The sequence below is a fragment of the Hypericibacter adhaerens genome (assembly GCF_008728835.1).
GTDB classification, from domain to species: Bacteria; Pseudomonadota; Alphaproteobacteria; order Dongiales; family Dongiaceae; genus Hypericibacter; species Hypericibacter adhaerens.
Window position 1 is genome coordinate 1,791,311 of record NZ_CP042582.1, and the last position, 22,904, is coordinate 1,814,214.

At 67.9% G+C, this 22,904-nt stretch carries 18 protein-coding genes; 11 read left to right on the plus strand and 7 right to left on the minus strand.

The window, feature by feature from the left end; translation table 11 throughout:
- The first annotated feature begins 158 nt into the window (after nucleotides 1–158).
- The 8 genes from FRZ61_RS07685 to FRZ61_RS07720 all read left to right on the plus strand — a co-directional run bounded on the left by FRZ61_RS07685 (nucleotide 159) and on the right by FRZ61_RS07720 (nucleotide 11,014).
- Nucleotides 159–1,295 carry a 2-aminoethylphosphonate--pyruvate transaminase gene (locus FRZ61_RS07685; RefSeq protein ID WP_151116278.1) on the plus strand — a complete coding sequence of 379 codons (1,137 nt, stop codon included), beginning with the start codon at nucleotides 159–161 and terminating at the stop codon, nucleotides 1,293–1,295.
- A gap of 33 nt (nucleotides 1,296–1,328) precedes the next feature.
- On the plus strand, nucleotides 1,329–2,591 hold the full coding sequence (phnA, locus tag FRZ61_RS07690) for a phosphonoacetate hydrolase (RefSeq protein WP_151116280.1): 1,263 nt from the start codon (nucleotides 1,329–1,331) through the stop codon (nucleotides 2,589–2,591).
- Between the two features lie 26 nt (nucleotides 2,592–2,617).
- The gene (gene phnY, locus FRZ61_RS07695) at nucleotides 2,618–4,057 is read left to right on the plus strand and encodes a phosphonoacetaldehyde dehydrogenase (protein WP_151116282.1); all 1,440 of its coding nucleotides are present in this window, start codon (nucleotides 2,618–2,620) and stop codon (nucleotides 4,055–4,057) included.
- A gap of 205 nt (nucleotides 4,058–4,262) precedes the next feature.
- Nucleotides 4,263–6,704 carry a GcvT family protein gene (locus FRZ61_RS07700; protein ID WP_151116284.1) on the plus strand — a complete coding sequence of 814 codons (2,442 nt, stop codon included), beginning with the start codon at nucleotides 4,263–4,265 and terminating at the stop codon, nucleotides 6,702–6,704.
- Between the two features lie 231 nt (nucleotides 6,705–6,935).
- Nucleotides 6,936–7,895, plus strand: coding sequence for an IS110 family RNA-guided transposase (locus tag FRZ61_RS07705; protein ID WP_151115166.1), 960 nt, complete (start codon nucleotides 6,936–6,938; stop codon nucleotides 7,893–7,895).
- 133 nt (nucleotides 7,896–8,028) lie between these two features.
- On the plus strand, nucleotides 8,029–9,162 hold the full coding sequence (gene tmpA / locus FRZ61_RS07710) for a 2-trimethylaminoethylphosphonate dioxygenase (RefSeq protein WP_151116286.1): 1,134 nt from the start codon (nucleotides 8,029–8,031) through the stop codon (nucleotides 9,160–9,162).
- Entirely contained in the window at nucleotides 9,159–9,713 is a 555-nt protein-coding gene (locus FRZ61_RS07715) for a phosphonate degradation HD-domain oxygenase (RefSeq protein WP_151116288.1), read from the plus strand. Before tmpA ends, FRZ61_RS07715 begins: the two co-directional genes overlap by 4 nt.
- 128 nt (nucleotides 9,714–9,841) lie before the next feature.
- On the plus strand, nucleotides 9,842–11,014 hold the full coding sequence (locus tag FRZ61_RS07720; RefSeq protein ID WP_151116290.1) for an IS481 family transposase: 1,173 nt from the start codon (nucleotides 9,842–9,844) through the stop codon (nucleotides 11,012–11,014).
- A 127-nt stretch (nucleotides 11,015–11,141) separates the two neighbouring features.
- Here FRZ61_RS07720 and FRZ61_RS07725 read toward each other — a convergent pair whose 3' ends face one another.
- From FRZ61_RS07725 to FRZ61_RS07745, 5 genes are all read right to left on the minus strand, one after another.
- A complete protein-coding gene (locus tag FRZ61_RS07725; protein ID WP_151116292.1) occupies nucleotides 11,142–11,624 on the minus strand; it encodes a Fur family transcriptional regulator in 483 nt (160 codons plus the stop codon).
- A 246-nt stretch (nucleotides 11,625–11,870) separates the two neighbouring features.
- Nucleotides 11,871–13,823, minus strand: a complete 1,953-nt coding sequence (locus FRZ61_RS07730) for a PhoX family protein (protein ID WP_151116293.1) — start codon at nucleotides 13,821–13,823, stop codon at nucleotides 11,871–11,873.
- A 275-nt stretch (nucleotides 13,824–14,098) separates the two neighbouring features.
- Nucleotides 14,099–15,538: a cryptochrome/photolyase family protein gene (locus FRZ61_RS07735; RefSeq protein ID WP_151116296.1), complete on the minus strand. Its 1,440-nt coding sequence runs from the start codon at nucleotides 15,536–15,538 to the stop codon at nucleotides 14,099–14,101.
- Nucleotides 15,539–15,565: 27 nt separating this feature from the next.
- Entirely contained in the window at nucleotides 15,566–16,264 is a 699-nt protein-coding gene (gene pdeM / locus FRZ61_RS07740; protein WP_225309171.1) for a ligase-associated DNA damage response endonuclease PdeM, read from the minus strand.
- Nucleotides 16,261–18,720, minus strand: coding sequence for a ligase-associated DNA damage response DEXH box helicase (locus FRZ61_RS07745; RefSeq protein ID WP_225309172.1), 2,460 nt, complete (start codon nucleotides 18,718–18,720; stop codon nucleotides 16,261–16,263). Before FRZ61_RS07745 ends, pdeM begins: the two co-directional genes overlap by 4 nt.
- Nucleotides 18,721–18,771: 51 nt before the next feature.
- Here FRZ61_RS07745 and FRZ61_RS07750 point away from each other — a divergent pair, with 51 nt between their 5' ends.
- On the plus strand, nucleotides 18,772–19,542 hold the full coding sequence (locus FRZ61_RS07750) for a 5'-methylthioadenosine/adenosylhomocysteine nucleosidase (RefSeq protein WP_151116298.1): 771 nt from the start codon (nucleotides 18,772–18,774) through the stop codon (nucleotides 19,540–19,542).
- Between the two features lie 167 nt (nucleotides 19,543–19,709).
- On the opposite strand, the gene FRZ61_RS07755 is transcribed toward FRZ61_RS07750, so the two are convergent.
- Entirely contained in the window at nucleotides 19,710–20,141 is a 432-nt protein-coding gene (locus FRZ61_RS07755; protein ID WP_151116300.1) for an HIT family protein, read from the minus strand.
- Between the two features lie 39 nt (nucleotides 20,142–20,180).
- On the opposite strand from FRZ61_RS07755, the gene FRZ61_RS07760 reads away from it, so the two are divergent.
- Nucleotides 20,181–21,437, plus strand: a complete 1,257-nt coding sequence (locus tag FRZ61_RS07760) for an MFS transporter (RefSeq protein WP_151116311.1) — start codon at nucleotides 20,181–20,183, stop codon at nucleotides 21,435–21,437.
- 105 nt (nucleotides 21,438–21,542) lie between these two features.
- On the plus strand, nucleotides 21,543–22,565 hold the full coding sequence (locus FRZ61_RS07765) for an adenosine deaminase (protein WP_151116313.1): 1,023 nt from the start codon (nucleotides 21,543–21,545) through the stop codon (nucleotides 22,563–22,565).
- Here the strand turns inward: FRZ61_RS07765 and FRZ61_RS07770 are convergent.
- Nucleotides 22,549–22,896, minus strand: coding sequence for a carboxymuconolactone decarboxylase family protein (locus FRZ61_RS07770; RefSeq protein WP_414652564.1), 348 nt, complete (start codon nucleotides 22,894–22,896; stop codon nucleotides 22,549–22,551). The two genes, FRZ61_RS07765 and FRZ61_RS07770, sit on opposite strands and share 17 nt — an antisense overlap.
- Nucleotides 22,897–22,904: the final 8 nt, after the last annotated feature.

Here is a 22,904-nt window from a genome sequence, read left to right on the forward strand (position 1 = left end):
GTCCAAATATCAGTATAATCTATAGATCATATAGAAACCAGTGATTGGACAAATAATAGGAAGGGGGACCAAATAGCGTCATTGAGGCCGGCCAGAGTCACCGCGGGTCCCTGAACCCCGAATCGCCGCCTCGCCCGCCCAGCCCGGAAGGAAAGATCATGTCCCGCCAAGACCCCTGGCTCCTGACGCCCGGCCCGCTCACCACCTCGCTCACGGTCAAGCAGGCCATGCTCCATGACTGGGGCTCGCGCGATCAGGAGTTCATCCGGATCAATGCCGGGATGCGCCGGCGCCTGGTCGAGCTGATCCAGGGCGGCGACCGTTTCACCACCGTGCCGATGCAGGGCAGCGGCACCTTCGCCGTCGAGGCGATGCTCGGGACCTTCGTTCCGCGCGACGGCAAGGCCCTCATCCTCGTCAACGGCGCCTATGGCAAGCGCATGACGCGGATCTGCGCCTATGCCGGCCGCGCCTATGCCACGATCGAGGCGCCCGAGGACAAGCCGATCGATCCCGCCGCCGTCGCCAGGGCGCTCGCTTCCGATCCCGCCATCACCCATGTCTGCGCCGTCCATTGCGAGACGACCTCGGGCGTGCTGAACCCGACCGCCGAGATCGGCGCCGTGGTGGCCAAGGCCGGCCGCCGGCTGCTGATCGACGCCATGAGCGCCTTCGGCGCGATCCCGCTGCTCGCGACCGAGGTCGCCTTCGACGCGGTCGCCGCCTCCTCGAACAAATGCATCGAGGGCGTGCCGGGGCTGGGCTTCGTCATCGCCCGCATCGAGGCGCTCAAGGCCGCGAAGGGCAACGCCCATGCGCTGACGCTCGATCTCCATGACCAGTGGGAGGTGATCGAGAAGACCCAGCAATACCGCTTCACCCCGCCGATCCATTGCATCGTCGCCTTCGCCCAGGCGCTTGAGGAGCATGCGGCCGAAGGTGGCGTCGAAGGCCGTGGCGCGCGCTATCGCAACAACTGCAAGATCCTGGTCGAGGGCATGCGCGCCCTGGGCTTCGAGACGCTGCTGCCCGACCGGCTCCAGGCGCCGATCATCGTCACTTTCCACATGCCGGCCGATCCGCGCTTCGTGTTCGAGAGCTTCTACGACAAGCTCCGCGAGCGCGGCTACGTGATCTATCCGGGCAAGCTCACCGTCGCCGACAGCTTCCGCATCGGCTGCATCGGACGGCTGGGCGAAGCCGAGATGAAGGGCGCGCTCGAGGCCGTCCGCGCCGTCATGAACGAGCTGGGCGTCAAGAGCGGCGCGCCGGCCAAGCTGGCCGCGAGCGCCTGAGCGCCGCGCGCCGGAAATCGAGAGGAATTCGAAATGACCGACCGCAGCATCACCGTCAATGGACGCCGCTATGCCTGGCCCAAGGCGCCGGTCGTCGTCGTCTGCATCGACGGCTCCGAGCCCGCCTATATGGAAGAGGCGATGAAGGCGGGCGCCATGCCCTGGCTCTCCCACGCGCTGCCCCACGGCACGAAGCGGCTCGCCGATTGCGTGGTGCCGAGCTTCACCAACCCGAACAATCTCTCGATCGTCACGGGCGCGCCGCCGGCGGTCCATGGCATCTGCGGCAACTATTTCTACGACCGCGAGGCCGGCACCGAGATCATGATGAACGACCCGAAATATCTGCGGGCCGGGACCATCCTCGCGGCCTTCGCCGATGCCGGCGCCAGGCTCGCCGTCGTCACGGCCAAGGACAAGCTGCGCAAGCTGCTCGGCAAGGGGATGAAAGGCATCTGCTTCTCGGCCGAGAAGGCGAACGAGACCACAGTCGCCGAGAACGGCATCGACAATGCGCTGGCCTTTGTCGGCCTGCCGCTGCCTTCGGTCTATAGCGCGGGCTTGTCGGAGTTCGTGTTCGCGGCCGGCGTCAAGCTGATGCAGCGCGACCGGCCCGACATCATGTATCTCTCGACCACCGATTACATCCAGCACAAGCATGCGCCGGGCACGGCGGTCGCCAACGATTTCTATCGCATGATGGACCATTATTGGGCCGAGCTCGATGCGGCGGCGGCCACGGTGGTGCTGACGGCCGACCATGGCATGAACGCCAAGCATGGTGCCGATGGCAAGCCGCAGATCCTCTTTCTCCAGACCCTGCTCGATGGCTGGCTCGGCAAGGACAAGGCGCGCGTGATCCTGCCGATCACCGATCCCTATGTGGCCCATCACGGCGCGCTGGGATCCTTCGCCACGGCCTATCTGCCTGAGGGCGAGGATGCCGCGGCCCTGGCCGTCCGGCTGGCGAAGCTGCCCGAGGTCGAGCTGGCGCTGACCCGTGCCGAGGCCGCCTTCCGCTTCGAGTTGCCGGCCGACCGGATCGGCGACATCGTGGTGGTTTCCAAGAAGGCCTTCGTCATCGGCACCAGCGCCGATCGTCACGATCTTTCGGGCCTTGACGCCCCCTTGCGCTCGCATGGCGGCGTCTCGGAGCAGCGTGTGCCGCTCTACTGCAATCGCAAGACGCCGGCGCTCGCCGCCGACGCCCGCCTGCGTAATTTCAGCGCCTTCGATATCGCGCTGAACTATGCCGAGCCGGCCGTTGCCGGCGTCGCGCGGCGCGCGGTCGGTTGATCCGGCCGCCTTTCGGGAGAACAGCCATGAACGCCCCCCTTCGTCCGCTGCGTCACGAAAAGATGCGGATCGGCGGCAAGCTGGTCGGCAGCGACCGCGTCCTCGAGGTCTTCAACCCCTATACCGAGCAGGTGATCGGCACCGTGCCGAAGGCGGGCCTGGAGCAGATCCGCGAGGCCTACGAGATCGCGGCCGCCTACAAGCCCAAGCTCACGCGCTATGACCGCTCGAAGATCCTGCGCCGCGCGGGCGAGCTGCTGGACAGCCGCCGCCAGGCGATCGCCGAGCTCATCACCGCGGAATCCGGCCTTTCGCTCAAGGACACGCTCTACGAGGTCGGGCGGGCCTATGACGTGTTCGTGCTGGCCTCGACCCTCTGCCTGCAGGACGACGGGCAGATCTTTTCCTGCGACCTCACCCCGCACGGCCAGAAGCGGCGCATCTATACCCAGCGCGATCCCTTGCGCTGCATCACCGCGATCACGCCCTTCAACCATCCGCTGAACCAGGTCGCGCACAAGGTGGCGCCCTCGATCGCGACCAACAACAAGATGGTGCTGAAGCCCTCGGAGAAGACGCCGCTGACGGCCCTGCTCCTGGCGGACGTGCTCTACGAAGCGGGGCTGCCGCCCGAGATGTTCCAGGTCGTGACCGGCGATCCACGCGAGATCGCCGACGAGATGCTGACCAACCCCCATGTCGAGCTCATCACCTTCACGGGCGGTGTTTCGGTCGGCAAATACATCGCCGGCAAGATGGGCTATCGCCGCGCGGTGCTGGAGCTGGGCGGCAACGATCCCATCATCGTGATGGAGGACGCGGATATCGAGCGCGCCGCGACGCTGGCCGCCGGCGGCTCCTATAAGAACTCGGGCCAGCGCTGCACCGCGGTCAAGCGCATGATCGTGCATGAGGCGGTCGCCGACGAATTCGTCGAGAAGCTCGTCGCCAAGAGCCGGGCCTGGAAATACGGCGATCCCATGGATCCCAAGACCGAGATGGGCACCGTCATCGACGAGGCCGCCGCGCGCTATTGCGAGGACATGGCCAACGCCGCCGCCGCCAAGGGCGCCAAGCTCCTCTACGGCAATATCCGCAAGGGGGCGCTCTATTCGCCGACCGTGCTCGACCATGTGCCGTTCGACTGCCCGCTGGTGAAGCAGGAGACTTTCGGGCCGGTCTCGCCCGTGATCCGGGTCAAGGATATCGACCATGCGATCCGGGTCTCGAACTCGACCGCCTACGGCCTCTCCTCGGGCGTCTGCACCAACCGGCTCGACTACATCACCCGCTTCGTCAGCGAGCTCGAGGTCGGCACGGTCAATGTCTGGGAGGTTCCCGGCTACCGGATCGAGATGTCCCCCTTCGGCGGCATCAAGGATTCCGGCCTCGGCTACAAGGAGGGCGTGCTGGAGGCGATGAAGAGCTTCACCAACGTGAAGACCTACTCGCTGCCGTGGGTCTAATCTCCTCCCCCGCTTGCGGGGGAGGATTAAGGAGGGGGCTGCCCGGTTTGTGCAGCCCCCTCCCTAGCCCTCCCCCGGAGACGGGGGAGGGGACACAAACCAACATAAATATCAACCCCTTGCCCGCGACCCTCTGGCGGTTCACCTGGGGCCTCGAGCCCGCTAGATTACGCCCCGCATTCCTTCCAGAAGGGGACTTTCGAGTATGGCTCTGCCCTCCCACGCCCGGGCCGTCATCATCGGCGGCGGCATCATCGGCTGCTCCGTCGCCTATCACCTCACCAAGCATGGCTGGAAAGACGTCGTGCTGCTGGAGCGCAAGAAGCTCACCAGCGGCACCACCTGGCATGCGGCGGGGCTGGTGCGCGGCATGCTCTATAGCGGCAACCTGACCCGGCTCGCGCGCTACTCGATCGAGCTCTATCGCAAGCTCGAGAAGGAGACCGGCCAGGCCACGGGGCTGAAGCAGAACGGCTCCATCTCGATCGCGACCAACGAGGAGCGCTGGGACGAGCTCCGGCGCGGTGCCTCGCTGGCCCATGCCTTCGGCGTCGATGCTGAGCCGATCACGCCCAAGCAGGTCGCCGAGAAATACCCGCTGATGAACACCTCGGACCTGCTGGGTGCCATCTTCTTTCCCAATGACGGGCAGTGCAACCCGGCCGACACCGCGATGGCGCTCGCCAAGGGTGCCCGCGTGGGCGGCGCCAGGATATTCGAGGACACCCGCGTCGCGGCGGTCCTAAAGCAGGACGGCCGCGTCACCGGCGTTCGCACCGAGGACGGGCACGAGATCAAATCCGACATCGTGGTGAACTGCGGCGGCATGTGGGCGCGCGAGATCGGCCTCATGGCCGGTGTCGGCGTGCCGCTTCATGCGGCCGAGCATTTCTATGTCGTGACCGAGCCGATGGACGTGCCGTCGAACCTTCCCGTGATGCGCGACATGGATGCCTGCGCCTATTACAAGGAGGATGCTGGCAAGCTCCTGATCGGCGCCTTCGAGCCGCACGCCAAGCCCTGGGGCATGAACGGCATCCGCGCCGATTTCTGCTTCGACGAGCTGCCCGAGGATTTCGACCATTTCCAGCCGATCCTCGAGGGCGCGATCCATCGCGTGCCGAAGCTGGGCGAGACCGGCATCCGCAAGTTCTTCAACGGCCCGGAGAGCTTCTCGCCCGACCAGCGCTATCTGCTGGGCGAGGCGCCGGAGCTGAAGAACTTCTTCGTCGCCGCCGGCTTCAACTCGATCGGCATCCAGTCGGCCGGCGGTGCCGGCATGGCGCTCGCTTCCTGGATCGCCGAGGGCCATCCGCCCTTCGATCTCTGGGACGTCGACATCCGCCGCATGATGCCGCACCAGAACCGCAAGACCTATCTCTATGACCGCGTCTCCGAGGCGCTGGGGCTGCTCTATGCGATGCATTGGCCCTATCGCCAGTACGAGACCGCGCGCGGCATCCGCCGCACGCCGCTCTATCAGCGCCTGCAGGAGAACAATGCCTGCTTCGGCGATGTCGCCGGCTGGGAGCGGCCCAACTGGTTCGCGCCCAATGGTGTGGAGCCGAAATACAAATACAGCTTCAAGCGCCAGAACTGGTTCCCCCATTGCGCCGAGGAGGTGAAGGCGACGCGCGAGAAGGTCGGGCTCTACGACCAGTCGACCTTCGCCAAGTTCCTGGTGCGCGGGGCCGATGCCGAGGCGCAGCTCCAGCGCATCTGCGCTTCCGATGTCGGCGGTGCGCCGGGCCGCGCGGTCTATACCCAGTGGCTCAATGAGCGCGGCGGCATCGAGGCCGACCTCACCGTGACCCGCATCGCGGAGGATGCCTACTGGATCGTCACGGCGGCGGTCACGGCGGTGCGCGACAAGCATTGGCTGATGCGCAATCTTGAGCCGGGCGCGCGCGTCACGGTCGACGACATCACCAACGCCTACGCCGTCATCGGCGTGATGGGGCCGAATTCACGGGCCCTGCTGCAGCCTCTGACCGAGGCCGATCTCTCCAATGCCGGCTTCCCCTTCGGCGCCAGCAAGGAGATCAATATCGGCCATGCCACGGTGCGGGCGACCCGCATCTCCTATATGGGCGAGCTGGGTTGGGAGCTCTATGTGCCGACCGAGTTCGCGGTCGGCGTGTTCGACACCATTGTCGCCGCCGGCGGCCCGCACGGGCTCAAGCTCTGCGGCATGCATGCGATGGATGTCTGCCGCATCGAGAAGGCCTATCGCCACTGGGGCCACGACATCACCGACGAGGACACGCCGCTCGAGGCCGGCCTGGGCTTCGCCGTGGCCTGGGACAAGAACGTGAACTTCATCGGCCGGGACGCGCTTCTGAAGCAGAAAGGGCAGAAGCTGCCCAAGCGCCTGCTGCAGTTCGCGCTCGAGAACCCGGAACCGCTGCTCTATCACAACGAGCCGATCTACCGGAACGGCGAGCGGGTGGGACATACGAGCTCGGCCAACTACGGCCATCATCTCGGCCGCGCCATCGCCATGGGCTATGTGCATCACGAGGCGGGCGTCGATGCGGACTGGGTGGCCTCGGGCAAATGGGAGATCGAGGTCGGTCTGAAGCGCGAGCCGGCACGGGCGAGCCTCAAGCCGATATACGACCCGACGAGCGGGCGGATGAAGGTGTAGAGAGCGAGCGGCTCACCCCTCCCCCTAACCCCCTTGTATGAGCGAGATGTGAGAGCATGGAGCGTGGTCCGGGCCGGGGTGGCCACCCCGGCCCGGACTGTCGGTTGTCGGATCGACACCCTCGAAGTCTTCTGGACTGCGCGGGAGCGGGATCGCAGCCGACCCTTCATCGGACCCGGATGGTTGCAAGAACACCCTGGTTCGGATCAACGCAAGGTGGGGTCGACGAAGATGAGCAAGTCTATCACGGAAACGGCGGGTATCGACGTGTCGAAGCGCAAGCTCGATGTGGCGTTGGCCGCTGGGCCGGACCGGCTGCAGGCCAGCAACGATCCGGCGGGATACCAGCAGATCGAGAGCTGGCTGCGCGAGCATGGGGTCGAGCGGGTCGGGTTGGAGGCGAGCGGCCATTACGAGGCGGCGGTGGCGGCGCATCTTCGCCGGGTGGGGTTTTGCGTCGTGCTGCTCGATCCGGCTCAGGTGAAAGGCTTTCGGCGGTTCAAGAAGAAGCGAGCCAAGAACGACAAGATCGATGCTCGCCTGATCGCGGTGGCGACGGCGGACATGGAGCCCGACAGCATCCGCCCGGCGCCCGATGAACGTTTGGCGCCGTGGGCCGAGCATCTCACCCTGATCGAGCAGATCGGCGAGGATATCAGCCGGCTGAAGACCCGGCGCGATCGCTACAGCCTGCCGGCGCACAAACGCTATCTCGAGACTGAGATCACCCGCCTGTCCAGGCGCCGCGACAGGGAAATCGTCCGGCTGCTGGCCAAGCTCCGCCGTCACCCCGACCTGGCTCTCAAGCTGGATCTGCTGGAGAGCATCCCCGGCCTGGGCCCGCTCACCGCCCTCAGCTTCGTCCTGCGCATGCCCGAGCTCGGCCGCATGACCCGTGCCGAGGCCGCCGCCCTGGTTGGTGTCGCTCCCTTCGACGATGAAAGTGGCGAGCATACCGGTGAGCGCCATATCGCCGGCGGCAGAAAACGGCTCCGACGCAGCATCTACCAGGCCGCCTTCTCTGCCTCTCAGCGCTGGAACCCCATCCTCCTGGCCCTCTACAAGCGCCTTATCGCAAAGGGCAAGCACCACAAGGTCGCCACCGTCGCTTGCGCCAGGAAGCTAGTTGAGATCGCCAACGCTATCCTCGCCAGGGCTACTCCCTGGCAGGATAAAGCCGTCACTCCATGATCCCCGCACGATCATGGTTGCTCCCGCAAGGGGAGGGGGCTGGAATGACAGACCTCTCGCCCCCTCCCTTCACGGGAGGGGGTAGGGGGAGGGAGGCCGCGAAACGGATGGCGAGCAGGAAAGGAAGGCGTTGATGACCACGGTCCAGAATGCGGAAGTGAGCGGGCGGCGCGTCGCCGTGCGCTGGCAGGAGGGTGGGGCCGCCGAGTTTCCTTTCCTCTGGCTGCGCGACAATTGCCGCTGCCCGCAATGCCGGCATCCCGGCAACGGGCAGCGGCTGCTCGACACGCTCGACATCCCGGACGACATCGCGCCCAAAGCCGTCGCCGCCAGGGGCGACGCGGTCGAGATCGGCTGGTCGGACGGCCATGACAGCCGCTATGCCGCCGACTGGCTCAAGGCCCATGAGCTGAGCCCCCAGGCCCGCGCCCGGCGCCAACTGCATCACCGTCTCTGGGGCAACGAGATCGCCAACGATCTGCCGCGCGCCGACTGGAACGAGCTCGAGCGCTCGCCCGAGGCGGAGCGGGCCTTCCTCGCGCGCTATCACGAGTTCGGTTTCGGCCTGGTCGACAATGTGCCGGTCCGCAGCGGCATGGTGGTCGAGGCCGGCAACCGCTTCGGCCATGTCCGCGTCACCAACTACGGCGCCTATTTCGACGTGAAGTCGATCCCCAATCCCAACAACCTCGCCTACACCTCGGTCGGGCTGGGCGTTCACACCGACAATCCCTATCGCGATCCTTCGCCCGGCATCCAGCTCCTGCATTGCCTCGAGGCCGACGCGCCCGGCGGGGACAGCATCCTGGTCGACGGCTTCAAGGTGGCCGAGGATCTGCGCCGTGAGGATCCGGCGGCGTTCGAGCGGCTGTCGCGCCTGCCGCAGCATTTCCATTTCTGGGACAAGAACGCCGATCTCGAGGCCGACCAGCGCGTGATCCATACCGATCACGAAGGCCATATCCGCAACGTGCATTTCAACAACCGTTCGGCGGCCCCGATCGACTTGCCGCTGGAGGAGGTCGAGGGCTGGTACGCCGCCTATCGGCGCTTCGCGCGCCTGCTGCGCCGGCCCGAGGGCGAGCTGCGCTTCCGCCTGGCGCCGGGCCAGCTCCTGATGTTCCAGAACGACCGCGTGCTCCATGGCCGCGACGGCTTCGATCCCAATCAGGGGCGCCGGCATCTCCAGGGCTGCTATATCGACCAGGACGGCATCCTGAGCCGCTGGCGCGTGCTGGAGCGCGAGGGTGCGAAGGTGCCGGCATGACCGCCGATGAGCTCCTGACGCAGATCCAGGCCGCGTTCGACCGGCGCGGCCGCGAGACCTATGGCGAAGGCGTCAACCAGACCGATCATGCGCTGCAGGCGGGCTGGCTCGCCGAGCAGGCCGGGGCGCCGCCATCGCTGGTCGTCGCCGCGCTGCTGCACGATGTCGGGCACCTGATCCATGACCTGCCGGAGGACATCGCGGAGCAGGGGATCGACACGGAGCATGAATCGCTGGGCTCGGCCTGGCTCTCGCGCTTCTTCGGCCCCGACGTGACCGAACCGGTGCGCCTCCATGTCGAAGCCAAGCGCTATCTCTGCGTCGCCGAGCCCGGCTATTTCGAGCGGCTGTCGGAGGCCTCGATCCTGTCGCTCAAGCTGCAGGGCGGGCCGCATGACGCGGAGGAGGCGAAGGCCTTCGCCGCCGAACCCTATGCGCAGGCCGCGGTCAAGCTGCGCCATTGGGACGAAGAGGCCAAGGTGGTGGGCATGAAGACCCCCGCCCTGGCGCATTTCGCGCCCCTGATCCGGGCGTCGCTCCGCGCGGGGTGAGGCGAGGCGGGTGAATGAGTGATGGAATCCCCTCTCCCCCTTGTGTACAGACCGGGGACATCGAGGACAGGTGTTCGGGGACATCGAGGACACCCTGATCCGACTGAGGTCGGAGAAGGGGAACCTGGATGCCTTGGGGGTCTGCCTTGGATCGTCGATTGGAGTTTGTCCGTCTGGCGCAAGCGCCGGGGTGCAATTTCAGCGAGCTGTGCCGTCGCTTTGGCGTAAGCCGGTCGAACGGCGACAAGTGGCTGAGGCGCTTCGAGGCGGAGGGACCGCCTGGGCTCCAGGAGCGTTCGCGCCGGCCGCGGTCGAGCCCTGGCCGGACGCCGGGCGAGCTGGAGGCCGAGGTGCTGGCGGTGCGCGCGGAGCACCCGGCGTGGGGTGGGCGGAAGATCCGCAAGGTGCTGCAGCGCCAGGGCTGGGACGCGCCGGCCGCCTCGACGGTGACGGCGATCTTGCGCCGGCACGGCAAGCTGGATGGGCCTGGCGCCGGCGAGGCCAGGGACTGGGTGCGCTTCGAGCACGAAGCGCCCAACGATCTCTGGCAGATGGACTTCAAGGGCCACTTCGCCTTGAGGACCGGTCGCTGCCACCCGCTCACCGTGCTGGACGACCACTCCCGCTATGCGCTGGCGATCGGCGCCTGCGGCGACGAACGAGAGACGACCGTGCGCGAGCGTCTCACCGAGGTGTTCCGCCGCTACGGCCTGCCGCTGCGCCTGCTGGCCGACAACGGTGCACCCTGGGGCACAGCAGGCCCGGAGCGCCACACCCGGCTCACCGTCTGGCTCATGGATCTGGGCGTGGGCGTCTGCCATGGCCGGCCCTACCACCCTCAGACCCAGGGCAAGGACGAGCGCTTCCACCGCACGCTGAAGGCCGAACTGCTGGACAGATGGCCGCTCCAGGACCTGGCCGGCGCCCAGGCCGCCTTCGACCACTGGCGCGAGGTCTACAACGCCAAGCGCCCGCACGAGGCCCTCGGCCTGGAACCCCCGGCCTCCCGCTACCGGATGAGCCCCCGGCCCATGCCCGAGCGGATCGACCCGCCCCAATACGAGCCCCAGGCCCAGGTCCGCAAGGTGCACGACACCGGCTGGATCAGCTTCAAGGGCCGTCAGATCAACTGCTCGAAGGCCTTCGTCGGTCGGCGCCTGGCGTTGCGCGCTACCATCACCGATGGCGTCTTCGATCTCTGCTACCGAAGCCACAGGCTGGCGCAGGTCGACCTGCGCCAGCACATCTCTCATGCTGTCCTCGATGTCCCCGAACGGGTGTCCGCGATGTCTCCAGTCTGAACAAGGGGGAGGGCAGGGAGGGGGATGACTCGGTCTGCGATCTCGTCGGAGTACGAAGCAGCCGACACCGAGCAGCCCCCTCCCCAACCCTCCCCCTGAACGGGGGAGGGGACAGCAAATCGTCAATTCACGCCACCTTCTGGCAGGCGGCGCATTGGCCTTCGATCTCGACCGTCGAGCGTGTCGCCGCGAAGCCCTGCTTGCGGGCGCCGGCATCGATGGCGCTGGCGATGGCGCGGTCGGTGAGCTCGGCGACGCTGCCGCAAGCCCGGCAGATCAGGAACTGGTAGCTGTGCATCTCGGCCGGGTGCGTGCAGCCGATGAAGGCGTTGCGCGATTCGATCTTGTGCACCAGCCCCTGCTCGATCAGGAACTCGAGTGCGCGATAGACGGTCGGCGGCTGCGCGCCGCGGCCGTCGGCCCGGAGCGCTTCGAGGATCTCATAGGCGCCGACCGGCGCATGGCTCTGCCAGACCAGCTCCAGCACGCGCCGGCGGATGTCGGTGAGCCGTGCCCCGCGCTCGCCGCACAGCGCCTCGGCCGCGCCCAGCGCCTCGGCGATGCAATGGTCGTGATCATGGCCGGTCTTGATGCCGGTGACGGGGGACATGTGCGGGGGCACCTCTTCGCGGGGATCGGGCCGAAGAAGTTACATTATAACAGATTGGGCGTCATGCCAAAGGCCGCAATGCCGCTGCCCAACCTCTTTATCGGAAAAGAAAAAGGCGGGAGGACGGTGTTGCCGTCTTCCCGCCAGTTCAAGGCCGTATCGGGGTACTCGCTCAGATAAGGGTCGTCTGTGTCATGTGGTCGGGGAACTCACAGTCTTGGTCAGGACAGGCTGGGCACGAACGGGTCAGGCGCCGATCTCGCCGCCGCCTTCCTTGACGATGGCGATCACGGCGGGGCGCGGCGGCGATTTCGGATCGAAATCGGGCCACCGCGTGGTCGGTTCGGCGAAGACGGAGCCTTCGCCCGGATGCTGGACGGCGAGGAAGAGCGTGGTGCCGTCCGGCGTGAAGCAGGGGCCGCAGGTCTCGGCATCGCGCGGCATGGCGACGAACTTGCGCGTGACCGCGCGGCCGTCGCCGGTAACGTCGGTGCCGTAGAGCCCGTCGCCGATGCCGAACTTCTTCTGCGTGCCGCCCTGGTCGGTCGCGATCCAGAGCCGGCCCTTCGGATCGAAGGCTATGTTGTCGGGGCAGGCGAGCCAGCCGTTCTTGCTGGTGCCCTTGCCATACATCGTGGTGCCCCAGAGCGGGTTGCCCGCGACCAGGAACATGTCCCACCGATATTCGGCGGCGGTGTGATCGGCATCCTTGCCTTCGCCGCCGGCGGGGATCAGCTCGACGATATGGCCGGCCTCGTTGTCGGCGCGCGGGTTGGCGGCGTCGATCTGGGTATAGGTGCGCTTCGAGTTGTTGGTGAGGATCGTATAGACGCGGCCCGTAACGGGATCGGTCTCGACATCCTCGGGGCGGTCCATCGGCGTGGCGCCCAGCAGATCCGCCGCGCGGCGGGTCTCGATGACGACGTCGCCCTGGCTCTTGAAGCCGTTGGCCTCGGTCAGCGGGCCCTCGCCATAGACCAGCGGCAACCAGTGCAGCTTGCCGTCGGGCTCGAACTTGGCGACCGCCAGCGTGCCCTCGTCGAGCAGGCCCAGGTTCGCCTTGCGATCGCCGGGGCTGTAGGTGCCCTTGCTCACGAAGCGGTAGAGATAGTCGAAGCGCTCGTCGTCGCCGAGATAGACGACGACATGGCCGCTCTTGTCGACCAGGCTGGTCGCGGCCTCGTGCTTCAGGCGGCCCAGCGCGGTGCGCTTCACCGGCGCCGATTTCGGATCGAAGGGATCGATCTCGACAACCCAGCCGAAACGGTTGGGTTCATTGGGTTCCTTGCCCAGGTCGAAGCGCGCCTCGTGCTTCCACCAGGCATATTCGGGCTCGCCCACCACGCCATAGCGCTTGAAGGCGGCCGCGTCCGGCGCCCCCGAGGGGTCGCCGCCGAAATAGTTGTTGAAGTTCTCTTCGCAGGTGAGAACCGTGCCCCAAGGCGAGATGCCGCCGGAGCAATTGTTGATCATCCCCTTGACGGACTTGCCGGTCGCGTCGGCGGAGGTCTTCAGCCGGTCGTTGCCCGCCGCCGGGCCAGTGACCTCCATCATCGTCGTGGCGGTGATGCGCCGGTTATAGGGGCTGTCCTCGACCACCGTCCATTTGTCGCCGGTGCGCTTGATCTCGACGATGGTGTGGCCATGGGCCTCCATCTCGGTCGCGACCTGCTCGGCCGTCGCCTTGTCGAACTTGTCGTCCTCGGTCAGGCCCGGGAACATCAGCTCGATGTTGGTGTATTCGTGATTGACGCAGAGCAGCCCGTGATCCGAGGCGTTGGAGCCGACGGGCAGCGGAATGAAGCCGATGAAGTCGTTGTTGTAGCCGAACTGCTGCGCCTGGCCGGCCGGGGTCGAGGCGCCCGCCTCGAAGGCCGGCGCGTTCGGGCTCAGCTTGTCGCCCCAGCGGATCAGCACATCCGCGCGATAGCCCTTGGCCAGCCGCAGGCCGTCATCGATCCCGTGCTCGATCTCCTCGAAGGTGAGAGTCGAGGGGTTGCTCGCCGCCTTCGCGGACGCGCTGCCCAGAAGCCCGTTGAAGAGGCCCGCGGCACCCGTCAGGCCGAGGCCGCGCAGCGCCGTCCGCCGGCTGTAGCGGCGTTCGGCGATCTCGATGAGGGGCGAATTGCCGGTGGGGTTGGAACCGATATCGTCGGCGTCGGCGATGGTCAGAGGGGGAAAGCGATCGATCGACGTCATTGGCCTCTCTCTCCAGAGGTAAACGCGCCGCCGAGCCGGGAAAGATGACGGCGCTGAAATCTGGCGCGACCATAGACAGAAGGCCGGGACTCCCGCATGACCGGTTCGTGACAGCGTCATGACGCGGGGGATAAGCGCGGCTCGGCCCTGCTTTTTTGTCATGCTGGCGAAGGCCGGCATCCATGAGCGCAGGCCGGCGATTATCCTGGTCCGACAGGTGTTCATGGATCCCGGCCTTCGCCGGGATGACGAGGAGCGGCCGCCCGGAATCCCTTCTACTTCTTCACCCGCTCGAACGCCGCCAGCGCTCGCGCCCTGGCGGCGGCGTGGTCGACGATGGGGTGGGGGTAGTCACGGCCCAGCACCACGCCGGACGCGGCCAGGAGGGTGGGCGCCGCCGTCCAGGGCTTGTGGAGAAATTCGTGGGGTACCCGCGCCAGCTCCGGGACCCAGCGCCGGACGTAGGCGCCCTCGGGGTCGAACCGCTCGCCCTGGAGGACGGGGTTGAAGATCCGGAAGTAGGGGGCGGCATCGGCGCCGGAACCCGCGACCCACTGCCAGCTCGCCGCGTTCTGCGCCAGGTCGGCATCGATCAGCGTGTCCCAGAACCAGGCCTCGCCTTCCTGCCAGGAGACGAGCAGATGCTTCACCAGGAAGGAAGCGGCGATCATGCGCACGCGGTTATGCATCCAGCCCGTGGTCCAGAGCTCGCGCATGCCGGCATCGACGATGGGATAGCCGGTGCGGCCGTGCTGCCAGGCGGCGAGCCCCGCCGGATCGCCGCGCCAGGGGAAGCGGCGATATTCGGGCCGCCAGGCCTCGGCCCAGAGCTTGGGCCAGTGGAACAGCAGGTGATGCGAGAACTCGCGCCAGCCGAGCTCGCGCAGGAAGGTCTCGGCGGCGCGCGGCGACACCAGATCGCCCGAGGCGATCTGCATCGTCTTGACCGCGTGCCAGATCTGGCGCGGGCCGATCTCGCCCCAATGGAGATGCGGCGACAGCCGTGCCGTTGCCGGGAGGTCGGGACGGTCTCGCCTCTCGGGATAGCGGCCCAGATGGCCGGTGAGGAACTCCTCGAGGCGCAGCCGCGCGCCGCTCTCGCCCGGTTGCCAGAGCTTGCGGAAGCCCGCAGCCCAGTCGGGCGCGGTCGGCTTCAGGCTCCAGTCGGCCAGCTTCTCGGAGCGTGGTTGCTTGTAAGCCTTCTCCAGCCGGCGCGGCGCCGGCGAAGGCGGAGCCGGGTCGGGCTGGCTCTGCAGGAAGCGCCAGAAGGGCGTGAAGACCTTGAAGGGCTCGCCCGCCTGCGTCTCGACCGTCCAGGGTTCGAACAGCAGCGCCGCGTTATGGCTCGCGGCCGCGATGCCGCGGCGGGTCAGGTAGGCCTTGATCGCCTTGTCGCGGCGGATCGCATAAGGCTCGTAGCTGCGGTTCCAGTGGACCGAGCGGGCCTTGGTCTCGGCGATGACCTCGGCCAGGACCTTGTCCGCGGGTCCCCGGCGGAGGATCAGCGGCACCGCCTTGCGCCGGAGTGCCGTCTCAAGCGAAGCGAGGCTTTCGGCCAGCCACCAGCGCGAGGCCCCGCCCCAGGGCCTGACACCCTTGGTCTCGTCGAGGATGTAGAGCGCGATCAGCGGGCCCTCGGCCGAGGCGGCTCTCAGCGCCGGATTGTCCTCCAGCCGGAGATCCTGGCGAAACCACAAGATGACCGGCGCGGGCATGACGGGGCGGGGCGCGCGAGGGCCGGGTCAGTCGAGCGCGTCGCCGCGGAAGCTGTGCAGCTTCTCCCGGCCCACGATATGCACGCGGTAGCCGCGCGGAAACAGCCCGGCGATGGCCGCGTCGCGCGCATCGAGCCCGCCGGCATAGGCGCCGAAGGCCGGCAGGATGAGCCGGCGCCCATCCTCGACGAAGCAGCGGCCCGTCACCCGCCGTCCGCGCCAGGTGATGCCCGCCTTGGGATGGTAGTGGCCCGAGATTTCGCCGGCCGCCTGGCGCCCCGCCGCCTCATGGCGGAACTGCAAGGGACCCTCGGCGAAGGCGTCGACCACCCGGCCGCCCCAGTCCTCGGGCGGAACCGGATCGTGATTGCCCTGGATCCAGATCCAGTCGACCGCGCGCGCAAGGCTCGCCAGCCGCTCGCCCAGCGGTGCTGGCAGCCGTTCGCCGGCGCCGCCGTCATGGAAGCTGTCGCCGAGGCAGATCACGCAGCGCGGGCGGAAACGCGCCATCAGGGCGGCCAGCCGGTCGAGCGTGACCGCGCTGTCATAGGGCGGCAGCATCCGCCCGCGCTCGGCGAAGGCCGAGCCTTTCTCGAAATGGAGGTCCGCCACCGCGAGCGTGCCGGCCGATGGCCACCAGATGGCGCCCGAGACATGGGCGATGAGCTCGGCGCCGTTGAGCAGGAAGCGCGTGGCCTCGCCGGCCTCGATCGCGAGAACGCTCACAGCGGCAGCTCCGGCGCCGTCTCCTCGGCGGTCGCCTCCGCGATGAGGGCGGTCGCGGCCTCGTCCATCAGCCCGTCGATGGCACCGCCATAGACGGATTCCTTGCCGATCTCGAGCAGCACCGGCACCGCCAGGGGCGAGACGCGCCGCAGATGGCGATGGGTGATGCGGCCTTTGATGCGCGCCAGCATCTCGGCGAGCCGGGCGACGTCGGTGAGGCCCGCCGCCGCGTCGGCGCGGGTGGCGCGCAGCAGGATGTGATGCGGCTCGTGCTTGCGCAGCACGTCGTAGATGAGATCGGAATTGAAGGTCACTTGCTTGCCCGTCTTGGTCTCCCCCGGATGGCGCCGCTCGATCAGGCCGGCTATCACCGCGACATTGCGGAAGCTGCGCTTGAGCATGCTCGATTCGTCCATCCAGGCTTCCAGATCGTCGCCCAACATGTCCTGGTCGAACAAGGCCGGGATATGGCGGGCGGGCTTGAGGCTCCAGACCGCGATCACATAGTCGGTGGCGACGAAGCCCAGGGGCTTGAGCCCGGCGCGCTCCATGCGCCGCGTCAGCAGCATGCCCAGCGTCTGGTGCGCGTTGCGGCCCTCGAAGCAATAGGCGACCAGGAACTCCTTGCTGCCGCGCGGGAAGGTCTCGACCAGCAGGCCCTCGCGGTCGGGCAGTATCGAGCGGCGGCGCTGCATCTCGAGCCATTCGACGACCGGCGGCGGGAAGCTGCGCCAGCGGCCGGGCTCGGCGAGGAGGCCGCGCACGCGCCGCGCGAGCTGCGTCGTCAGCGGCAGCCGGCCGCCCTCATAGGCCGGGATCTTCGGCACGCCCTCGCCACCGGGGCTGCAGATCGCGGCCATCTCGCGGATGCCCTCGAAGCGCAGCAATTGACCGGCGAAGACGAAGCTGTCGCCCGGCACGAGGCCCTGGATGAAGTATTCCTCGACCTCGCCCAGCCGTCGGCCGTTGCGCATCTGCACCCGCATCATCGGCTGCTGCACGATGGTGCCGACATTCATCCGGTAGCGCCGGACCATGACGGGGCTCGCGATCTTCCAGTGGCCGTCCTCGTCCTGGGCGAGACGCCGCCAGCGCTCATAGCTACCGAGCGCATAGCCGCCGGTGGCGACGAAATTCACCACCTCGTCGAAATCCTGGCGCGGCAGGTTGCGGTAGGGATAGGCGCGGCGCACCTCCGCGAAGAACTCGTCGGGTGCGAAGGGCGCCTGGCAGGCCATGCCCAGCACATGCTGCGCCAGCACGTCGAGCCCGCCGGGCTTGGGTCTTTCGCCGTCGAGCTCGCCGTCCTCGACCGCCTCGAGCGCGGCGCGGCATTCGAGCAGCTCGAAGCGGTTGGCCGGCACCAGGATCGCGCGGCTGGGCTCGTCGAGCCGGTGATTGGCGCGGCCGATGCGCTGGACCAGGCGGGCGGCTCCCTTGGGCGCGCCGATCTGCAGCACCAGATCGACCGCGGCCCAGTCCACCCCCAGATCGAGCGAGGAGGTGGCGACCACGGCGCGGAGGTTGCCGCGCGCCATGGCGGCCTCGACCTTGCGCCGCTGCTCGGGGGCGAGGCTGCCGTGATGGAGCGCGATCGCCAGGTTGTCGTCGTTGATCCGCCAGAGCGCCTGGAAGATCAGCTCGGCCTGGGCGCGGGTGTTGACGAAGACGAGCGCGGTTTTGGCGCCTTTGATCGCCTCATAGACCTCCTCGATGGAATGAAGCGCCATATGGCCGGCCCAGGGCACATAGGCGCGGCTGGCGAGGATGCGGATCTCCGGCGCGGCGCCGGCGCGGCCGCGGACCAGGGTGACGCTGCCGTCCTCGCCGGAGGCGGTGGGAGAGATCCAGGCGGCCAGCGCCTTCTCGTCGGCCACGGTCGCGGAAAGGCCGACGCGCCGGCAGGCGGGGGCGAGCCGCTGCAGCCGCGCCAGGCCCAGCGCCAGGAGATCGCCGCGCTTGGTCTCGGCCAGCGCATGGAGCTCGTCGATCACCACGCGCTCGAGCCGCCGGAAGATCGACGGCGCATCCGCATAGGAAAGCAGGAGGGCCAGCGATTCCGGCGTGGTCAGCAGGATCTGCGGCGGCTTCTTGCGCTGGCGCTGCCGCTTGGATTGGGGCGTGTCGCCGGTGCGGGTCTCGGCCGTGATGGAAAGCCCCAGCTCGGTGATGGGGGTTTCGAGGTTGCGGTGGATGTCCACCGCCAAGGCCTTCAGGGGCGAGACATAAAGCGTGTGGAGATGATCGGCGGGTGCCTCGGCCAGCGCGATCAGGCTCGGCAGGAAGCCGGCCAGCGTCTTGCCGCCGCCGGTGGGCGCCACCAGCAGGGCCGAGCGCCCGGCCCGGTCGGCCGCCAGCAGGGTCAATTGATGGGCGTGGGGCTGCCAGCCCCGCCCGGCGAACCAGGCGGCGAAACGGTCGGGCAGCGCGCTGACGGCGGGGATGGTCGGGCTCACGGCGCCCGACTATAACTCTGTCGACGCGGCAGAGCAGGGGGACCGGATTTCATGGCCGCCATCCGACCGATCGGCATCCTGACGCCGATGCCGGAGGAGCTCGTGCTGCTGGAGGCGGCCCTGCAGCGGCCGCGCAGCGAGGAACGGGCGGGCGGGCGCTTCATCGCCGGTCGGCTCGACGGCCAGGACGTGGTGCTGGCCCTCTCCGGGATCGGCAAGGTGAGCGCCGCCCAGGTCTCGAGCCTGCTGCTCGACCGCTTCGCCGCCCGGGCGCTGGTGGTCTCGGGCGTGGCGGGCGGCCTCGATATCCGGCTCGGGATCGGCGACATCGTCGTGGCCGACCGGCTGGCGCAGCAGGATTACGGCGCGCTCACCCGGCGCGGCATGGTGAATTACCGGGCCGGCTCCATCCCGTTCGGCGAGCGGCGCCACGATCCCTATTACGACCTGCCGCCCGAGCTGGCAGCCCGGCTCAGGGCCGCGGTCAGGGGCCTGCATCTGCCGCCCATCCCGGCCAAGGCCACGGGCGGACGCGAGCGGCGACCCAAGATCCGCTTCGGCACCATCCTCAGCGGCGATCAGTTCGTGAATGCCGCCCCGGCCCGGCTGGCCCTGCGCCGCCGCTTCCCGGGTGCGCTGGCGGTCGAGATGGAGGGCGCCGCCGCCGCCCAGATCGCGGAGCGCCATGGCGCGCCCTGCATCGTGGTCCGCGCCTTGAGCGACCTCGCCGGCGCCACCAGCCATGTCGATTTCATGGCTTTCCTGCCCGCTGCCGCGGCAGCCGCCGCGACGACGGTGCGGCGGTTGCTGCCGGTGCTGTGATGGCAGGGGACATGGAACCCGGTGTCGTCCCTTCTCCCGCTCCCGTCCTCCGTAGCCCGGAGGGCGAAGGAGGATGCGGGAGAGGGCCAAGGAGGGGGCTGCACGGACCGAGCAGCCCCCTCCTTGGTCCTCCTCCGCGGAGCGGGGAAGGAGACAGTTTGGAGACCTCACCCCTTGTGTCGTCCGGCCGCCAGGGCGCGGCGCAATTGGGCGAGGCGGGCTTCGAGCTCGGCCGTTTCATACGGCTCCGCCGGGAGCTGCCCCCAGATGGGTTTCGGCCAGACCGGATCGCTGCGGGTGCGCGCCACCACATGGACATGAAGCTGGGCCACGATATTGCCGATGGCCGCGACATTGACCTTGTCGGGGGCGTAGAGCGACTGGAGCAGGCGGGTGGCGTCGGCGATCTCCTCGACCAGGAGCGCGCGGTCGGCCGCGTCGAGATCGGCGATCTCGCGCTTGGCGGCGCGGCGCGGCACCAGGATGAGCCAGGGCCAGCGCCGCTCGGCGCGCATCAGCAAGAGCGACGACAAGGGCCATGCCGCCAGCGACACCGTGTCCGCCGCGAGCTGCTGGTGAAGAACGAAATCCTCCGTCATTCTGCCGCCCTTCTGTAGTTCAAATCCGGTCTCCCTCCCATGTTCACCGCCGTCCGCTCCGTCTTCTCGCTCCTGCTCGGGGCGGCCATCATGATCATCGGCAACGGCCTCCTCTTCATCCTGCTGCCGATCCGGCTGGGCGTCGAGGGGGTGGCGGCGGAGACCTCGGGCCTCGTCATGTCCTGCTACTATGCGGGCTTCGTGGCCGGCAGCCTCTGGGGGCGCGATCTCATCGGGCGGGTCGGCCATATCCGCGCCTTCGCGGCTTTCGCGGCCCTCGTCTGCGCCGTGACGCTGCTCTATGCGCTCTGGTTCCAGCCTTATGCCTGGGCGATCCTGAGAGGCCTCAACGGCTTCTGCATGGCGGGTCTCTTCGCCGTGATCGAAAGCTGGCTCAACGAGCGCTCCAGCAACACCACGCGCGGCCAGATCCTGTCGCTCTACATGGTGACCTCCTACGCCGCTTCGAGCGTGGGCCAGTTCATGGTCAATCTCAGCGACGTGCAGACGCTGACGCTCTACTGCGTCGCGGCCCTGTTGCTGTCGATCTCGCTGGTGCCGGTGGTGCTGACCCATGTCCAGGGTCCCGATCTCAGCCATATCGCGCCGCTGCGGCTGGGGGAGCTCTATCGCATCTCGCCCCTGGGCGTGGTGGGCTGCGCGGGTTCCGGCGTGCTCTCGGGCAGCTTCTACGGCATGGGCGCGATCTATGCCCAGGCGGCCCATCTCACCGTGTTCCAGGTCTCGCTCTTCATGGGCATGGCCGTGGTCGGCGGGCTCCTCTTCCAATGGCCGATCGGGCGCGCCTCCGACCGGTTCGACCGACGCACCGTGCTGCTGGTGGTGCTGATCGCCACCACCCTGGTCTTCGTCGTGAACTACTCCCTCAGCCTCGCCGGCCTCAAGGGGGCGGCTGCCGACTGGGTCCTGATCGGCCTGCCGCTGCTCTTCGGCGGCGGCATGGCGGTGATCTATCCGATCGCGATCGCGCATGCCTTCGATTACGTGTCCAAGGAGCGCATGGTCGCCGCCTCGAGCGGCCTGCTGCTCGCCTGGGCCGTGGGTGCCACGGCGGGCCCGCTGGTCGGCTCGGTGCTGATGGGCCAGTTCGGCCCCCACGCTCTTTTCGCCTATATGGCGCTGACGAGCGGCGTGCTCGCTCTCTTCACCCATTGGCGCATGACCCGCCGCGCCGCGCTGCCCAACCGCGAGCAGGCGACCTTCGTGCCGGTCACCACCACCTCCACGGTCGCGGCCACCCTCGATCCGCGCTCGGAGCTGGGGCACAAGGTCTGATCGCGGCGGCAATGATGCGGTAAGCCGGCCGCCGGGACCGAATGTCGATCCCGGCTTTCCGGTCCGGACCGCCCTTGCTAGGCTTGCGCGCGGGAAGGGTGCCGAATGACCGACATGGACGGCTTCATCGCCGGCCTGCCGAAGGCCGAGCTCCATATGCATCTCGAGGGCAGCCTCGAGCCCGAGCTCATGGTGGCGCTGGCGCGGCGCAACGGCGTCGAGATCCCTTACGCCAGCGCCGAGCAAGCGCGCAGGGCCTATGCCTTCACGCAGCTCCAGGATTTCCTCGATCTCTATTATCGCGGCATGTCGGTCCTCAAGACGGAGCAGGACTTCCGCGACTTGACCTCGGCCTATCTCGAGCGCGTCGCCCGCGACAACGCGATCCATGTCGAGCTGTTCTTCGATCCCCAGGGCCATACCGAGCGGGGCGTGCCGCTCGATGTCGTGATGCGCGGCATCACCGGCGCGCTCGACGAGGGTCAGCGCAAGCTCGGGATCAGCCATCGCCTGATCCTCTGCATCCTGCGCCATCTTTCGGAGAAGGAGGGTCTCGAGGCGCTCGAAGCGGCGCTGCCCTGGCGGCACCGGATCGTCGGCGTCGGGCTCGATTCCTCCGAGAAGGGCCATCCGCCCGCGAAGTTCGAGCGGCTGTTCCGCAGGGCGGGCGAGCTGGGCTTCCTCAGGGTCGCGCATGCGGGCGAGGAGGGACCCCCGGCCTATGTGCGCGAGGCGCTCGATCGCTTGCGGATCGACCGGCTCGACCATGGCAACCGTTCGCTCGAGGACCCGGCCCTGGTCGAGCGGCTGCGGCATCTGCAGATGACGCTCACCGTCTGCCCCCTCTCGAACCTGAAGCTCAAGGTGGTCGAGCGCTTGGAAGACCATCCGCTGCGGCGCATGTTGCAGGCGGGCCTGCGCGCCACCGTCAATTCCGACGACCCCGCCTATTTCGGCGGCTATCTCGGCGACAATTACCGCGCCATCCAGAAAGCGCTCAGCTTGACGCGGGACGAGCTCGCCACGCTCGCGCGCAACAGCTTCCTCGGCTCCTTTATGACGGAGGCGGAGAAGAAGGCCGCGATCGACAGGCTCGACCGTTATCTGGCACTCAACCAGCCGGCTTGAGCGCCGCGTAGGCGTCCATCACGCGGGCCGAATAGACCAGCGCCGCGCCGGCATTGATCGCGATCGCGACGCCCAAGGCCTCGGCGATCTCCTCCTTGGTGGCGCCCTGCTTGATGGCGGCGTCGGTGTGGGTGACGATGCAGCCGTCGCAGCGCAGCGAGATCGCGACGCCGAGCGCGATCAGCTCGCGGGTCTTGGCGTCGAGATGGCCAGTCTTCTGCCCGGCACCGCTCAGGCCCGCATAGCCGCGGATGGTCTCGGGGCTGAGCTTACCGATCTCGCCGACATTGGCCTTGAGCTGCTGCTGATAGGCGGTCCAATCCATCATCATGAGTCGTT

Bases quoted from the DNA above. Each gene is read 5' to 3' on its own strand.
- phnY (WP_151116282.1), top strand. From the start codon at position 2,618: ATGAACGCCCCCCTTCGTCCGCTGCGTCACGAAAAGATGCGGATCGGC.
- FRZ61_RS07760 (WP_151116311.1), top strand. From the start codon at position 20,181: ATGTTCACCGCCGTCCGCTCCGTCTTCTCGCTCCTGCTCGGGGCGGCC.
- FRZ61_RS07720 (WP_151116290.1), top strand. From the start codon at position 9,842: ATGCCTTGGGGGTCTGCCTTGGATCGTCGATTGGAGTTTGTCCGTCTG.
- FRZ61_RS07700 (WP_151116284.1), top strand. From the start codon at position 4,263: ATGGCTCTGCCCTCCCACGCCCGGGCCGTCATCATCGGCGGCGGCATC.
- FRZ61_RS07685 (WP_151116278.1), top strand. From the start codon at position 159: ATGTCCCGCCAAGACCCCTGGCTCCTGACGCCCGGCCCGCTCACCACC.
- tmpA (WP_151116286.1), top strand. From the start codon at position 8,029: ATGACCACGGTCCAGAATGCGGAAGTGAGCGGGCGGCGCGTCGCCGTG.
- FRZ61_RS07770 (WP_414652564.1), bottom strand. From the start codon at position 22,896: ATGATGATGGATTGGACCGCCTATCAGCAGCAGCTCAAGGCCAATGTC.
- FRZ61_RS07715 (WP_151116288.1), top strand. From the start codon at position 9,159: ATGACCGCCGATGAGCTCCTGACGCAGATCCAGGCCGCGTTCGACCGG.
- phnA (WP_151116280.1), top strand. From the start codon at position 1,329: ATGACCGACCGCAGCATCACCGTCAATGGACGCCGCTATGCCTGGCCC.
- FRZ61_RS07725 (WP_151116292.1), bottom strand. From the start codon at position 11,624: ATGTCCCCCGTCACCGGCATCAAGACCGGCCATGATCACGACCATTGC.
- FRZ61_RS07730 (WP_151116293.1), bottom strand. From the start codon at position 13,823: ATGACGTCGATCGATCGCTTTCCCCCTCTGACCATCGCCGACGCCGAC.
- FRZ61_RS07765 (WP_151116313.1), top strand. From the start codon at position 21,543: ATGACCGACATGGACGGCTTCATCGCCGGCCTGCCGAAGGCCGAGCTC.
- FRZ61_RS07755 (WP_151116300.1), bottom strand. From the start codon at position 20,141: ATGACGGAGGATTTCGTTCTTCACCAGCAGCTCGCGGCGGACACGGTG.
- FRZ61_RS07705 (WP_151115166.1), top strand. From the start codon at position 6,936: ATGAGCAAGTCTATCACGGAAACGGCGGGTATCGACGTGTCGAAGCGC.
- FRZ61_RS07750 (WP_151116298.1), top strand. From the start codon at position 18,772: ATGGCCGCCATCCGACCGATCGGCATCCTGACGCCGATGCCGGAGGAG.
- FRZ61_RS07735 (WP_151116296.1), bottom strand. From the start codon at position 15,538: ATGCCCGCGCCGGTCATCTTGTGGTTTCGCCAGGATCTCCGGCTGGAG.